This is a genomic window from Clostridium sp. D46t1_190503_E9 (assembly GCF_015555225.1).
GTDB lineage: Bacteria > Bacillota > Clostridia > Clostridiales > Clostridiaceae > Clostridium.
Genome location: NZ_JADNKB010000017.1, coordinates 54,574 through 68,622 on the forward strand (window position 1 = coordinate 54,574; position 14,049 = coordinate 68,622).

Consider the following 14,049-nt stretch of genomic DNA (forward strand, 5'->3'; position numbering starts at 1 on the left):
TTTATTTGAAATAGATTTATAAAGTTGCTATAATATAGCAAAAATATTTATTATATACAATACAAAAGCAAAAATTAGGAGAAAAAGATGAATACACAAAGGATAATTACAACAATTTTATTAGTATTAGTCATAGCTGCAATTGTAGTTAAAAAGATTAAATCAAAAAGGGAATTAAACTTAGGAGAAAAAGAAGTAAATCAAGTTCTAAGTAAATTATCAGGATACAAACTATTGAGTGATATATTAATAAAAAGAGAAAAAGGTTCGAGTCAAATAGATCATATCTTAATAGGTAAAAAAGGAATATTTGTAATAGAAACAAAGGATTATAGTGGTTCAATATACGGAGAGCAATATTCAAAATATTGGATTCAAATTATAAATAGAAATAAAAATCAATTTTATAATCCCATTAGACAAAATTATGGACATATAAAAGCTTTAGAAGAATATATAGGTAGAAAAGGAGTATTTATATCAGTAATAGTTTTTACAAACAAATCAAAATTGAAAAAAGTAAAAACAGAGACCCCTGTAATTCAACTAAAAAAACTAAAGAAGTTTATTAGGAAATATCCTTCAAATATAAGGCTCTCAAAGGAAGAAATTGATTGCATTTATAATTCAATAAAGAAGGGTAACGTGCATAGTAATAGAGCAAGAAAGAAACATGTTAAAAGGATTACAAGAAATATATCATAAAAATGCTTTTATCTAATTATAAATTTAAATTATTTTTATAATTAATTTGTATTAAGCTGAAATGTAAAATACAGAGAAATATTAAGAAAATTTATATTATTAAAATCAGGAAGATATTATTAGTATATCTATTCCTGATTTTTATTTTTGAGTATTTTAAAGTATTTTTGAGTATTTTAAAGAATTCTAATAATGAATAGAGATTTATATAAATACATATAACTATATTTAAAAATAACGCCTAAATATATAATATAAGTGACATGGACATTAAAAGAAGTCAGGATTATAATGAGTAGGTTAGATTTTTAATTTGTTAACATAGGAAGGAAAAAGTAAGAAAATGAAAAAGAAAGTTAGCATAGCGTCTCTTTTAATAGCATTAGGAATTGTATATGGAGATATAGGTACATCACCTCTCTATGTTATGAAATCAATGCTAGGAGTGGACAATGGGTACATATCAAGTCAGCTTATTTTGGGAGGAGTATCCCTTGTTTTTTGGACTTTAACGCTTCAAACAACAATAAAATATGTGCTGATAACTTTAGAAGCTGATAATAAGGGTGAGGGAGGTATATTTTCTTTATATACTCTTGTTAGGAAAAAAGCTAAGTGGCTAATTATACCTGCAGTTATAGGTGGAGCAACATTGCTTGCAGATGGTATGATTACACCACCAGTAACAGTAACATCAGCAATAGAGGGATTAAACTTAGTTTTCTCAATAGAAACTAAAGGAATAATTATAATTGTAATAAGTATATTAACGATATTATTTTTACTTCAAAGATTTGGAACTGATGTGATAGGAAAATTATTTGGACCAATGATGGTTATATGGTTTTTTATGCTTTTTGCTTTAGGATTAAGTCAAGTAATGCAATATCCTCAAATAATAAAAGCCATAAACCCTTATTATGGAATTAATTTGTTAATAACAAATCCTAGAAGTGTTTATATTTTAGGAGCTGTTTTTCTTTGTACAACTGGTGCGGAAGCACTTTATTCTGACCTTGGACATTGTGGAAAGAAAAATATACACTACACATGGGTATTTGTAAAAATATGTTTAGTAGTAAATTATTTAGGTCAAGGTGCATGGTTAATGTTAAGAGAAGGTAGTGTAATTAAGGAAAATCCATTCTTTTTAATTATGCCAAGTTGGTTTATTGTACCAGGAACTATAATAGCTACTATTGCAGCAATAATTGCTAGCCAAGCCTTAATAACAGGTTCATTTACATTAGTTTCTGAGGCTATTAAATTAAATATGTTCCCAAAACTTCAAGTTAGATATCCTAATGATGATAAGGGGAAAATTTATATACCAGCTGTTAACTATTTATTATATGTTGGTTGTGTATTATTAGTTTTAAAATTTCAAAAATCAGAAAATATGGAAGCTGCATATGGACTGGCAATTACTATAACAATGCTTATGACTACTGTTTTATTATCTCAATACTTAAAATTTAATAAAAAGAAAAAAGTTATGTCTGTAATAGTATTTGCAATTTTCATGGTTATAGAAAGTGCATTTTTATATGCTAATTTATTTAAATTTATACATGGTGGGTATGTTACTATCATAATTTCAGGAGCACTTATATTCTTAATGTATATTTGGATTTATGGTACAAGAATAAGAAAAAGATTTAGTCAATATGTTGATATAACAGATTATAAAGAACATTTTAAGTCATTACAAGAGGATAAGGAAATACCTTTATATGCGACTAATCTTGTTTATTTAACTGAGTCACAAAATTATAAAGAAATAGAAAGCAAGATAATATTTTCTATATTTAATAAGCAACCTAAACGTGCGAAATTCTACTGGTTTGTGAATGTAAAAGTGACAGATGAACCATATACTACTGAATATAGTGTAAATACGATTGTACCAAATGAAGCATTTAGTATTCAATTTAATCTTGGTTTCCGTATAGATCAAAAGGTAAATGTGTTTTTACATCAAATAATTCAGGATTTAGTTAAGTGTGGTGAAATTAAATATACTCCGAAGGATTATATGATTAGTCAAAATGGAAAGTTTGTAGTTGGAGATTTTAAATTTGTATTATTAGAAGAAGTGCTTTCTAACGAAAATGAGCTTTCTAGATGGGATAACTTTATTACTAGTACAAAATTATTAATTAAAAGAATAACTGTTTCACCAGCTAAATGGTTTGGAATAGATACTAGCATTGTTAAAATAGAGAAAGTTCCAATTATAATAGGTTGTAAAGATAAAGTGAGTTTGACAAGAATAAATTAAAGATTATTAAGATAGGCTTTTAATAGGTCTATCTTATTTTTTATACTTTAATAGTTTATATTGAATTTATAAAATGTATGAGAAATGCTCGTCTTCGAATTGATGTGCTTTTTAAATATGTACTGGAAAAGCTTTACCGGTTATTAATGGTGAATATTTATAAAAGACTGAGTGAAATATTAGTTCTTTTTATATAATTGACTTTAAATATATATTATAAAACTTATTACTTATTTATATAGTAAAAATATTAATTTATATATTGCTAATAACTTATTAATATGATACTGTATACCTATGTTAATAATAACATAGGTTAAAGGAGAAATATTAATGACAATAGATTATGCAATTTTAGGAATGCTAAGCTGGCAGCCATTGACTGGCTATGATATTAAAAAAATCATTCAAGAGTCACCATTTTTCTACTGGTCAGGTAATAATAATCAAATATATAAATCGCTAGTTAAATTGTTAGAAAAGGACTTAGTAGTAAATGAAGTTAAACATCAAGAGGGTGCCCCTTCTAAAAAAATATATTCCATTACAGAATTAGGAGTAAAAGAATTAGAAAATTGGATTATCAATACTAATGTAGAAGTACCTGAATTCAAAAAGCAATTTTTGATACAACTAGCATGGTCAGGGCGTTTAGAGTTAAATGAAGTTGAAACATTATTATCAAAGTATGAATTAGAAGTTAAAGAATATATATCTATGTATAAAGAGGAGCAAAGAAGAGAAAAGCATTTTAAAGATAGAACTAATCAAGAATATTTTATTTGGAAAATGCTTTATGAAAATATGATTATGTCTTATGAAAATGAATTAAATTGGATTGAGAAAGTACGTAAAGGTTTATTAAATAATTTTAAATAAGGAGAATTAAAATGAAAATTACAAAAATTAATAATAATGGAATAGAAATTGCTATTGTAGAAAGTAAAGATTTAGTATTAACTGATGTACAATCGGCATTAGATCTAATGGCTACAATATCATATGAAACTGGGTGCGATAGATTTGCTATTAATAAAGAAGCTATTATAGAAGATTTTTTTAAACTAAGTACCGGGATTGCAGGTGATATTTTACAACGTTTTAGCAATTACCGAACTAAATTTGCAGTTTGGGGAGATTTCTCAATATATACAAGTAAAGCATTAAGAGATTTTATTTATGAAAGTAATAAAGGAAATTGTATATATTTTACTTCTACTCAAGAAGAAGCAATAGGTAAGTTATCTAATACAAAATAAACAGGTTATGGAGATTTTTTGTTTATCTCCATAGCCTTTTTTTTACGATAAAGATAAGTATAAGCATTCATTTTTATGATATAATCATAATATCAACAATAATTATTAAATAATATAATTTATTCAAATTTGATAGAGTTAATTATTTTATTGGTAAAAAAATATGAATTTATTAAGTAAACATAATTTAAAAATATATAAGAAGTTTGGTTAAATGTAACCAGTATAATAACTAATTAGAGGTAAAAACTAAATACAATTAAATATTTAATAATTTTATATTCTATTAAAAAAAGAGTAACCGACTAGTATTACAGTGATCCCTAATATTAGTCAGTTAAAGCATTTATAAAAATAGAAAGGAGAGAATATGTTAGAAAAAGAAATGATAAAAGATACAAAATTCAATTTTGATAATAGTTATTTAAAGCTTTCAAATATATTTTATACTATACAAGAACCAAGTACTGTTCCATCACCTAAGTTAGTTGCATTAAACTATTCATTAATAAATTCTTTAGGATTAGATTCTAAGTTTTTACAAAGCAAAGGTGGAGTTGAAGTTCTTGCTGGCAATAAGATTCCTGAAGGGTCTACACCATTTGCACAAGCATATGCAGGACATCAATTTGGACATTTTACAATGCTTGGAGATGGTAGAGCAACATTAATTGGAGAGCATATAACTCCTATTGGAGAGCGTGTAGATATTCAACTTAAAGGTTCTGGTAAAACTCCATATTCAAGAGGTGGAGATGGAAAAGCTGCTTTAGGACCAATGCTAAGAGAATACATTATAAGTGAAGCAATGGCTGCACTTGGAATTCCTACAACTCGTAGTTTGGCTGTAGTTACTACTGGTGAAAAAATAATACGTGAAGATTACTTACCTGGTGCAATATTAACACGTGTTGCAGCAAGTCATATACGTGTAGGCACTTTTCAATTTGCAGCGAGGTTTGGGAATATTCATGAGCTTAAGGAATTAGCTGATTATACTATAAATAGGCATTATCCTTATATTGATAATGAAGAAAATAAATATTTAGCCTTCTTAAAAGAAGTAGTAAAAAAACAAGCAGAGCTAATAGCAAAATGGCAATTAGTAGGATTCATTCATGGAGTTATGAATACAGATAATATGACAATTAGTGGAGAAACTATTGATTACGGACCTTGTGCATTTATGGATGTTTATGACAAAGAAACAGTTTTTAGTTCAATAGATATTCAAGGAAGATATGCTTATGGAAATCAACCTAAGCTTGCAGCTTGGAATCTTGCAAGATTTGCAGAAACATTAATACCACTACTTCATACTGATCAAGATGAAGCAGTTGACTTAGCACAAAACGCAATTTCAGAATTTGCTAATATATATGAGCAAAATTGGTTATCTGGAATGAGATCAAAGCTTGGAATATTTAATGAAGAAGATGAAGATAAATCACTAATTGAAAATCTTTTAAGTATGATGCATAAATATGGTGCAGACTATACAAATACATTTAGTGCATTAACTCTAGATAAAAAAGATGGTATTGTAATGTTTGAAACCTCTGAGTTTAGTAAATGGAATGAATTGTGGCAAGAAAGATTAACAAGGCAATCAGAAACAAAGGAATCTGCTAAACAACTTATGCAAAGTTCTAATCCTTATATAATACCACGTAATCATAGAGTAGAAGAAGCATTAGATGCTGCAGTAAAAAATGACGATTATGGAGTTATGGATAGACTTTTAGATGCACTTTCAAAACCATTTGCATATTCTAAAGATCAAGATGAGTATTCAACATTACCAGAACCTTCAAATAGTCCATACAGAACATTTTGTGGAACTTAAAGAAATTATAAGTTTTATTAAATCTGAGGATTTTTTATAAATATATTTATAAAAAATCCTTTTTATTGTATTTAGAATACCACAGGTTCGACCTGTGGTTCCAAAAAGCTTCTAGCTATGAGTGAATAAAAAAATACCTCATTTGGAAATAATAGTATGGGTTTGCCAACCAAGCTATAATACCAAAGGAGGTATGTTCAAATTGAACAATAACAGTTTAGCACATAGCAGATGGAATTGTAAATATCATATAGTATTTGCACCCAAATATAGAAGACAAATAATTTATGGAAAGATAAAAGCAGATATAGGGAAAATTTTAAGAAAGTTATGTGAGCAAAAAGGTGTAGAAATAATCGAAGCGAATGCGTGTAAAGATCATATTCATATGCTAGTAAGTATTCCACCAAAATTAAGCGTATCTCAATTTATGGGATATTTAAAGGAAAAGAGTTCCATACTTATTTTTGATAAATATGCTAATTTAAAATATAAGTATGGAAATAGAAAGTTTTGGTGTACAGGATATTATGTTGATACAGTAGGTCGCAATAAAAAAGTTATTGAAGAGTATATAAGAAACCAGATACAGGAAGATATAGCATATGAGCAACTAAGCCTTAAAGAGTACATCGACCCGTTTACGGGTGAGCAAGTAGAAAAAGGCAAGAAGTAGACCCATTTAATGGGTAGCCTGTGAAAATAATGCGGTTGGCAAACTGTTCAGTGTGCGAGTAGCACAGCCGGCGCAGTGCAAACCACCCGTTTTACGGGTGGTCATGATTATAAAGTAAGCCTTATTCTTTTTAGTTAAGCTTATTATAAGAGGAAGCAAAAAACATATTAGCCCTAGCCAAGCAAATAAAATATTAAATAATCCAAGAGTTAAATATACAACTGTAGCAATCCACAGGTAATCGTACCAATCTTTTTTAGTATTCTTTTTAATTTTCATATTTTATTTACTTCCACCTTAATTTCAATAATTGATGCAGGACACACTTTAGCACATTTAGAACAACCAACACATTTATTAAAGTCAACTTGTGCATAAATTCCTTTATAAACTGAAATTGTGCCTAAAGGACAGTGTTTTTCATATAAGCCACAGGCTACACAGTAGGCTTATTCTACATATGCCTTTTTCCTTATAATTTGTTTAATCATTATGATCTCCCACTAAAAATATAAATTCTCAAATATTATATATTTAAATAGTTACTTTACATAAATATACTTTGATAATTAAAGTAATTTAACTCAATCAATCCAACCAATAGTAACTGGTCTAGATCACTTATATCAATGGTTTAACAATATTCGAATATCTAAATATAACGATTCAAAATGCCAGTAATGGATGTCACTAATAATGAAAAATATTGCGATAGATATCACATTAAAGTCCAACTTTAGAAGTGTTGAAATCACTAGGTTTAGGCAACGAGCTAAATTTTAAGCCCGTTAACTATGAAGATAAAAAAGGTGAATTAAGACATTGTTACTCACTTAATAAAAACGGAATGTTACAAATGCTTAACAGTGAGAGTGCTTTAGTTAGATACAAAACAGTTGAATATATCGAAAAACTAGAAGAAGAAAACAAAAAGTTAAAACAAGCAGACCCAAAAGCCAATTTATTACTAGCTATCTACGAAGGTAAAAAAAGAAAAAAAAGAGGTAAACACCTCTATAATATGCAATCATTCTCCTTTCTGATTTTAGAAATTTCTCTTTTAACCATATTCATAATTAATTCTTGTGTATCTTCATCAATATTATTTTCGTCTTTGATAACTTTACTTTCCACTAAAAACCATAGAAAATCGGTTAATAGAACTTGCTTTTTAACCAAAATTTCATGTCTTTCTGTAGTTAATCCTTCTAAATAATCCATTGACACGTTAAAAAAGTCAGCAACCTTTTTGGCAAATTCTCTACCGCCTTCTTGCTTATCCGTTTCTACCATACCAATTAATGACCTTGTAACACCTAGATGCTTAGCTAGTTCTAATTGTGTTAACTTTCTTTCTTTTCTTAAATTCCTTAATAATTCACCCTTCATAATATGACCTCCCTTTAGGCAAAACTACTAAAACGGTACTTTAGTAACTAACATTTGTATAATATATGTGAATTTTATGTGTTAAGTGATAAATGCCTTACTAAAAATTTAGTAACCCAAAGAAAAGAAGTTTATAGAAGTTCAAAAATTAAAATATGAACACTATAAAGAATATATATATTGACCTACCTAACAAAGTAAGTTTGTCTTCTAAGGACAATCTAAGTTTGACCTGTAGGGACAACCTGGAATGTATCCCGGGGACAACTAATAATAATATTAATAATAATAAGATATATATATAGTGATTTACTAGAGTTTTGGAACAACCAAGATATAATTAAATACACAAATTCAGATGTGACAGATAGTCACTTTAGAAAATTAAACTTGCAAATTCAGATGTCAATAATCTTGCCACCCCAAAAAAACAAACTTACAAATTCAAATATCGTTAATTCCGACTTTAGAAACATTAAAATAGGTTTAGGGGGTGAGAGATTTTCTTCTATCGCTAAATATATAGATAAACAAGGAAATCAAGAAAACCAATGATAAAGAAGAAAAGATGACTATTACAAATAATAATAGTGGTGGATAAAGGTAGTAAACAAGGCTTACACCTTGGAGGAATACACACAATCTGTGTATTAAGTCAAAGAAGAATCTATTACCGCTCGTACAAATAATACGAGTGCAACTTTTTTAACAGAAGATGGACTTTATGTTAATAAATCTTGTTCATTAAAACGGGGGAAATCTCATGAAAATATGTTTATAGAAAACAATTCCCGTTGTTAGTTCAAGACAAATAGAAAAAGAAACTGGAAAGAAACATTTTCATATTTTAAGGGATATAGAAACAATAATTTCTGAAAATCCAAATATGGATTATCAAAGATATTTGACGCAATTTATCAAACCAATTTTTAACGTTTTGAATCATATTTGAAATAGTTTCAGATAAGCTTAGTCGATTAATTCAAAACTTAAACTTAAAATTTTAACACAAAAAGGGGAAATGACACGAAAATTAAAATTACTATGATTATCTTAAAGAAAGAAATTAAAACAAATAAATCAAACGAACAATATATTATGATTAATGCAGTAGAGCAATCAACAGGTGATATTTTTAATATGACCTCTGAAAATATTAACTATGCAAATTTAAAAACTTGCCAACCTTATTTATTTATACTGAATCTTAATGAATCTAAATTCGGGTTAATGCTTAGAATTGATACAATCCAAGAATTAATCGAATAGCTTTAAATCCCCTATTTACCGATGAAACACACAATATTATAATGGTTACATATTCTGATGACGTTGTCTTACCAACAACATATTTAAATGATGTACGTATAGATTATCGTGTTGGAGAAGAGGGATATGCATATATAACTGATTCTTCAACAAATGGACAAGGAGCAATTATTGTGCTTGATTTAAAGAGTGGTGAAGCATTTAGACGATTAAATGGTGATAAATCAACATCTCCTGATCTAAATTTTATTCCTAAAGTTGAAGGAGAAGTATTACTTAAAAGGAAAGAGGATGGTACAAGTGAACCAATTAATTTTTCAGTTGATGGGATAGCTATATCTCCTAATGGAAAAATTCTATATTATTGTCCGTTATCAAGTAGAAATTTATATTCTATTGAAACAGAACTTTTAAGAAATAGAGCAATTGCAGATAAAGTAGTATCATCTTATGTTAAAGATCTAGGGGAAAAGGGTGCTTCTGATGGATTAATCCCTGATGAAAAAGGAATAGTCTATGCAGGTGACTATGAAAACAATAGTATCAGGAGTATTTTACCAGATGGTACAATGAAAACTATAGCACATGATCCAAGAATTTTATGGCCAGATACATTTTCTATAGGTCCTGATAAATATTTATATTTCACTGCAAATCAATTAAATAGACAAGCTAATTATCACTATGGTAAAGACTTAAGAGAAAAGCCTTATAGCTTGTTTAGAATTAAAATAGATGAATTACCTGCACAAACAAAATAAGAGAAATTTTCATTTTTAGATGGAATATATAAGTTCATGGTAATATTTAGTGAAGTGACTAAATAAATAGACTTATATATCCATTTTTTATTTGATATTATTAGATGAAGTCTTATATAATTATAGTAATAAAAGAGAGGAGTAATAAATTTATGATAAAATGGGGAATTATAGCACCAGGCACAATAGCGAATGCTTTTGCAAAAGAAGTTAATAATACTAAAGAAGGAATTCTTTCTTCTGTTTATGGAAGAAAGGAGGATAAAACAAAAGAATTTGCTAAAAAGTATAATATAGAAAAGTATTATACTAATATAGATGACTTTTTAAGTGATGATAACATAGACGCGATTTATATAGCAACACCTCATAATTACCATATGGATTATGCTAAGAAATGTATTAGTGCTAAAAAACATATATTATGTGAAAAGCCATTTTCATATAATTCTAAAACTGGGCAAGAAGTTTTAGAACTTGCAAAAGAAAATAATGTATTTATAATGGAAGCACTTTGGACTTTATTTTTACCAGCAATAAACAAAGCGAAATCATGGATTAAAGAAGATAAAATAGGAAAAGTTAAATTAATTACAGCAAACTTTGGATTTAAAAGTGAATATAATATAAATTCAAGGTTATATAATCCTAATTTAGCTGGAGGAGCTCTATTAGATGTTGGTATTTATCCAATTTTATTTTCTAATTATATAGCAAATGCTTTTCCAAAAGAAATAAATGCAAGTGCTGAATTTACAAAAACTAATGTAGATGAAAGCGATATTATTAATTTAAAGTATGAAGATGGAACATTGGCTTCTTTAACATGTTCAATAGCAGCTGATACAGATAATACAGCAGTTATATATGGTGAAAAAGGGAAAATAGTTATACCAAGCTTCTGGATGTCAAAAGAAGCATATTTATATAATGAAGATGCTTCTGAAAAGTATATAGATGAATATGAAGAAGCTGGATATAAATATGAAATTGAAGAAGCAAATAATTGTATTACTAATAAGTCTTTAGAAAGCAATATAGCATCTCATAATGTTACATTAGAGCTAGCTAAAGTAATGGATGAAGTAAGAAATAAAATAGGTTTAGTTTATCCATTTGAATAGATGATTTCGATTTATTTTTATTAGTTTTTCATTATTTTTTAAAAAATGTGATATTATATGGATTAATAAGCCTTATAGTACTATTTAATGCTAAGAAGCGCAATGTTTATATAATTTAATGGAAGTAATATAGATATAAGGAGATAAAAATGAAAATAAATAAAATAGATCAGCTATTAAATTCTTTAAATAAAGAAGATTTAATATCTATTCTTAAAGATTTAGTTAATGAATATGAAGGATTAGAAGAAAAAATATTATTTAAATATGTAACATTAGAAGAGGATGAAGAAATAAAGAAAAATAAAAAGTATTTATCAGATATCACTAAAAAGTATGGTAGTGGTAGAAGATTTGTTTCTTGGAGAGAATGTGGTAAGTATGCAAATGAAGTGTTTCAAATACTAAATAATGCGAGAAACTATTACTTTGATACAGGTAAGCCATTAGTTGCTGTAGAAACGTCAATAGCTGTTATAGTAAAAATGATATCATCTACTCAGTATATGGATGATTCAAATGGAGATATTGGAGAGGTCGTAAGGGAAGCTATACTATTATTAGATGAATGCTGTATTAATGCTGAAGAATTTTCTAAAAAAGATAAAACAAAGATTTTTAATAAATTATTAAATGAAGCAGATAAGGCTATTTATGACGGTTGGGAAGAGTGGAGATTAGATATAATCAGTAACTGTATCTATTTTTGTGATGATGAAAAGCTAAGAATTAAATTTGAAAATAAATTAGATAATAAGTTAGAAAGTTATGCTGATGATTGGATAGGAAATCACAATAAAGAAAATTTATTAGGAATAAAACTTCAGATAATAGGTACATATGGCACAGAAAAAGAGGAAAATAAATTTATTGAAGACAATATTAAGTATTCAGGGTTCAGAGAGTTACTTATAAGTAAATGTATTGAAAATAATGAATATGATAGGGTAATAAAGTTAGCAGAAGAAGGAGAAATTTATGATAAAGACTATATGGGGTTAGTTTATAAGTGGAAGCAGTACAGATATGAAGCTTATAAAAATCTTAATATAGTTGATAAACAAAAAGAATTAGCTAAAGAATTATTTATTAGTGGAGATATTAATTATTATAAAGAACTTAAAGCTCTATATATAAATGAATGGAATAATTATTATTTGGGGCTTAAGAAAGAACTTAAAGATAAGGGATTAGTAAGTCTTAGTATATATCCAGAAATGTTAATTAATGAAAATGATTTAGAGGAATTATTACAGTTTGCTAAGGATGATGTTAGAAGAATAGAAATATATGATGAGTTACTTATAAAAGATTATAGAGATGATGTTAATGATATGTATAAATTCCTAATAGGAAAAATATCAGAGAGTGCTAGTGATAGAAAACAGTATAAAAAGGTATGTAAAGTAATTAAAAGGTATAAAAACTTATTTGGAGACAATGATACATATAAAATTATTAAAGAGCTAAAGGAACTATATATAAAAAGACCTGCTTTTATAGATGAATTGGGAAAAATATGAATATTCCATTCTTTCATATTTATCTTACCTAAATGTCCTTTTCTTTCTTCTTATTGATACAAAAAAATAGTAGTTTATTTTGCCTTTACACAAAATAAACTACTATTTTTTAGTTATTTTAACTTACTACTATGATCGATTTATTTTAAAATAGGACAAACTGAATTTCTATTTAGAGATAGCCTATTTATAATGCTCTAGATTTATTTAGCGATTTAGATTTTGAGCAAATTGTTGCATAATAGCTTTAACTTCTTCAACCTTTTCTGGCTTTAATAAAGCAATCATCTTAGGAATAAATTCCATAATATATTCATGTGAAAAAGTACCTTCTGATTGTTTCTTAAAGCTTTCAGCAAGTAATGCTTTTGCTTCCTCAATTTTATTTTCTTGAACTCTTTCTAAAATAAAACCAAAAAATTTTTCTTGTCCTTGATTCATAATTTTACCTCCAATTTGTAAATTACACTTAGTTTCCTAGTAAAATAAACTTTTCAATATTTTAGATAAAACCATATAGTAATTATAATGCATAATACTGTTCTAAAATCAAATATAAACAGAATAATGATACTAATTGATTCACTTTTACTATACAAAACTATATAATAAGGAAATTATATTATATTTTTTAATTTGAAGTCAAACAGTATATATAAATTTATAGATATAATAGTTAATATATAATTTATATTTTAAAAGTGGATTAGAAGTAGAATCCAAGGATTTATTACAAACATAAATAAGGATAATAATAAGATAATTATACAAGTTATACACTCATTAAAATCAGCTCAATTTGGCAATAGGACTATATACATAAAAGATGAAAAAGTAACTAATAAAGAATGTTTATAATAAATAATATTAGTAGCAATATAAGTAGTAAAATAGATTCTATTTATGCATTTTAAATTATTAAGCTATTTGAAGTAAATGGAGTTAATTTATATATAAATAAAGTAACTACATTTGTTTATGATTGATATAGTTTGACTTTTTAATTATGATAATAAGAATGCCGCAAAAAAACAAAATTATTAGATTTAATAGTTTTGAAAGAGTACCCACCATTTAGACTGCCTTAATGTAGTTAGATTACTTTTTTCTGAATTGCGCATTAAAAATACTGCATATTATTTTGAATAATACGGTACTTCTATTATCCCTGTGCTGCTAGCTGTATTCCTGCTATTATAACAAGGAGTGATATTGA

General features: G+C 26.9%; 13 protein-coding genes and 1 pseudogene. 10 read left to right on the forward strand and 4 right to left on the reverse strand.

Going from position 1 to position 14,049, the window contains the following annotated elements:
* The first annotated feature begins 87 nt into the window (after nt 1-87).
* From I2E83_RS16540 to tnpA, 6 genes are all read left to right on the forward strand, one after another.
* Nucleotides 88-705 carry a nuclease-related domain-containing protein gene (locus tag I2E83_RS16540; protein WP_195431114.1) on the forward strand — a complete coding sequence of 206 codons (618 nt, stop codon included), beginning with the start codon at nt 88-90 and terminating at the stop codon, nt 703-705.
* Nucleotides 706-1,048: 343 nt separating this feature from the next.
* Complete coding sequence (locus I2E83_RS16545) at nt 1,049-2,986, forward strand: KUP/HAK/KT family potassium transporter (protein ID WP_195431115.1); 1,938 nt, start codon at nt 1,049-1,051, stop codon at nt 2,984-2,986.
* A 333-nt stretch (nt 2,987-3,319) separates the two neighbouring features.
* The gene (locus I2E83_RS16550) at nt 3,320-3,865 is read left to right on the forward strand and encodes a helix-turn-helix transcriptional regulator (protein WP_195431118.1); all 546 of its coding nucleotides are present in this window, start codon (nt 3,320-3,322) and stop codon (nt 3,863-3,865) included.
* Nucleotides 3,866-3,876: 11 nt separating this feature from the next.
* Entirely contained in the window at nt 3,877-4,245 is a 369-nt protein-coding gene (locus tag I2E83_RS16555; protein WP_195431121.1) for a DUF4180 domain-containing protein, read from the forward strand.
* A gap of 370 nt (nt 4,246-4,615) precedes the next feature.
* Nucleotides 4,616-6,091: a protein adenylyltransferase SelO gene (locus I2E83_RS16560; protein WP_195431124.1), complete on the forward strand. Its 1,476-nt coding sequence runs from the start codon at nt 4,616-4,618 to the stop codon at nt 6,089-6,091.
* Nucleotides 6,092-6,284: 193 nt separating this feature from the next.
* On the forward strand, nt 6,285-6,767 hold the full coding sequence (gene tnpA / locus I2E83_RS16565; RefSeq protein ID WP_195431127.1) for an IS200/IS605 family transposase: 483 nt from the start codon (nt 6,285-6,287) through the stop codon (nt 6,765-6,767).
* Between the two features lie 114 nt (nt 6,768-6,881).
* On the opposite strand, the pseudogene I2E83_RS16570 reads toward tnpA, so the two are convergent.
* The 3 genes and pseudogenes from I2E83_RS16570 to I2E83_RS16580 all read right to left on the reverse strand — a co-directional run.
* Nucleotides 6,882-7,046: pseudogene (locus I2E83_RS16570) on the reverse strand (4Fe-4S binding protein); the annotation flags it as partial.
* Nucleotides 7,043-7,165 carry a 4Fe-4S binding protein gene (locus I2E83_RS18265; protein ID WP_347708072.1) on the reverse strand — a complete coding sequence of 41 codons (123 nt, stop codon included), beginning with the start codon at nt 7,163-7,165 and terminating at the stop codon, nt 7,043-7,045. The pseudogene I2E83_RS16570 and the gene I2E83_RS18265, both read right to left, overlap by 4 nt.
* 616 nt (nt 7,166-7,781) lie before the next feature.
* Complete coding sequence (locus I2E83_RS16580) at nt 7,782-8,156, reverse strand: helix-turn-helix transcriptional regulator (protein WP_195431129.1); 375 nt, start codon at nt 8,154-8,156, stop codon at nt 7,782-7,784.
* A 1,098-nt stretch (nt 8,157-9,254) separates the two neighbouring features.
* On the opposite strand from I2E83_RS16580, the gene I2E83_RS16585 reads away from it, so the two are divergent.
* The 4 genes from I2E83_RS16585 (at nt 9,255) to I2E83_RS16600 (ending at nt 12,833) form a co-directional block, all read left to right on the forward strand.
* Entirely contained in the window at nt 9,255-9,425 is a 171-nt protein-coding gene (locus I2E83_RS16585) for a hypothetical protein (RefSeq protein WP_207738524.1), read from the forward strand.
* Nucleotides 9,426-9,466: 41 nt separating this feature from the next.
* The gene (locus tag I2E83_RS16590; protein ID WP_195431135.1) at nt 9,467-10,186 is read left to right on the forward strand and encodes an L-dopachrome tautomerase-related protein; all 720 of its coding nucleotides are present in this window, start codon (nt 9,467-9,469) and stop codon (nt 10,184-10,186) included.
* A 152-nt stretch (nt 10,187-10,338) separates the two neighbouring features.
* Nucleotides 10,339-11,310: a Gfo/Idh/MocA family oxidoreductase gene (locus I2E83_RS16595; protein WP_195431138.1), complete on the forward strand. Its 972-nt coding sequence runs from the start codon at nt 10,339-10,341 to the stop codon at nt 11,308-11,310.
* Between the two features lie 149 nt (nt 11,311-11,459).
* Nucleotides 11,460-12,833, forward strand: a complete 1,374-nt coding sequence (locus I2E83_RS16600; RefSeq protein ID WP_195431141.1) for a hypothetical protein — start codon at nt 11,460-11,462, stop codon at nt 12,831-12,833.
* Nucleotides 12,834-13,040: 207 nt separating this feature from the next.
* Here the strand turns inward: I2E83_RS16600 and I2E83_RS16605 are convergent, their stop codons facing one another.
* Nucleotides 13,041-13,274, reverse strand: coding sequence for a hypothetical protein (locus tag I2E83_RS16605; protein ID WP_195431143.1), 234 nt, complete (start codon nt 13,272-13,274; stop codon nt 13,041-13,043).
* Between the last annotated feature and the right edge of the window lie 775 nt (nt 13,275-14,049).

Coding starts and splice junctions, on each gene's coding strand:
- I2E83_RS16545 (WP_195431115.1), top strand. CDS start 1,049: ATGAAAAAGAAAGTTAGCATAGCGTCTCTTTTAATAGCATTAGGAATT.
- tnpA (WP_195431127.1), top strand. CDS start 6,285: ATGTTCAAATTGAACAATAACAGTTTAGCACATAGCAGATGGAATTGT.
- I2E83_RS16585 (WP_207738524.1), top strand. CDS start 9,255: ATGATTAATGCAGTAGAGCAATCAACAGGTGATATTTTTAATATGACC.
- I2E83_RS16560 (WP_195431124.1), top strand. CDS start 4,616: ATGTTAGAAAAAGAAATGATAAAAGATACAAAATTCAATTTTGATAAT.
- I2E83_RS16550 (WP_195431118.1), top strand. CDS start 3,320: ATGACAATAGATTATGCAATTTTAGGAATGCTAAGCTGGCAGCCATTG.
- I2E83_RS16605 (WP_195431143.1), bottom strand. CDS start 13,274: ATGAATCAAGGACAAGAAAAATTTTTTGGTTTTATTTTAGAAAGAGTT.
- I2E83_RS16555 (WP_195431121.1), top strand. CDS start 3,877: ATGAAAATTACAAAAATTAATAATAATGGAATAGAAATTGCTATTGTA.
- I2E83_RS16595 (WP_195431138.1), top strand. CDS start 10,339: ATGATAAAATGGGGAATTATAGCACCAGGCACAATAGCGAATGCTTTT.
- I2E83_RS16580 (WP_195431129.1), bottom strand. CDS start 8,156: ATGAAGGGTGAATTATTAAGGAATTTAAGAAAAGAAAGAAAGTTAACA.
- I2E83_RS16590 (WP_195431135.1), top strand. CDS start 9,467: ATGGTTACATATTCTGATGACGTTGTCTTACCAACAACATATTTAAAT.
- I2E83_RS16540 (WP_195431114.1), top strand. CDS start 88: ATGAATACACAAAGGATAATTACAACAATTTTATTAGTATTAGTCATA.
- I2E83_RS16600 (WP_195431141.1), top strand. CDS start 11,460: ATGAAAATAAATAAAATAGATCAGCTATTAAATTCTTTAAATAAAGAA.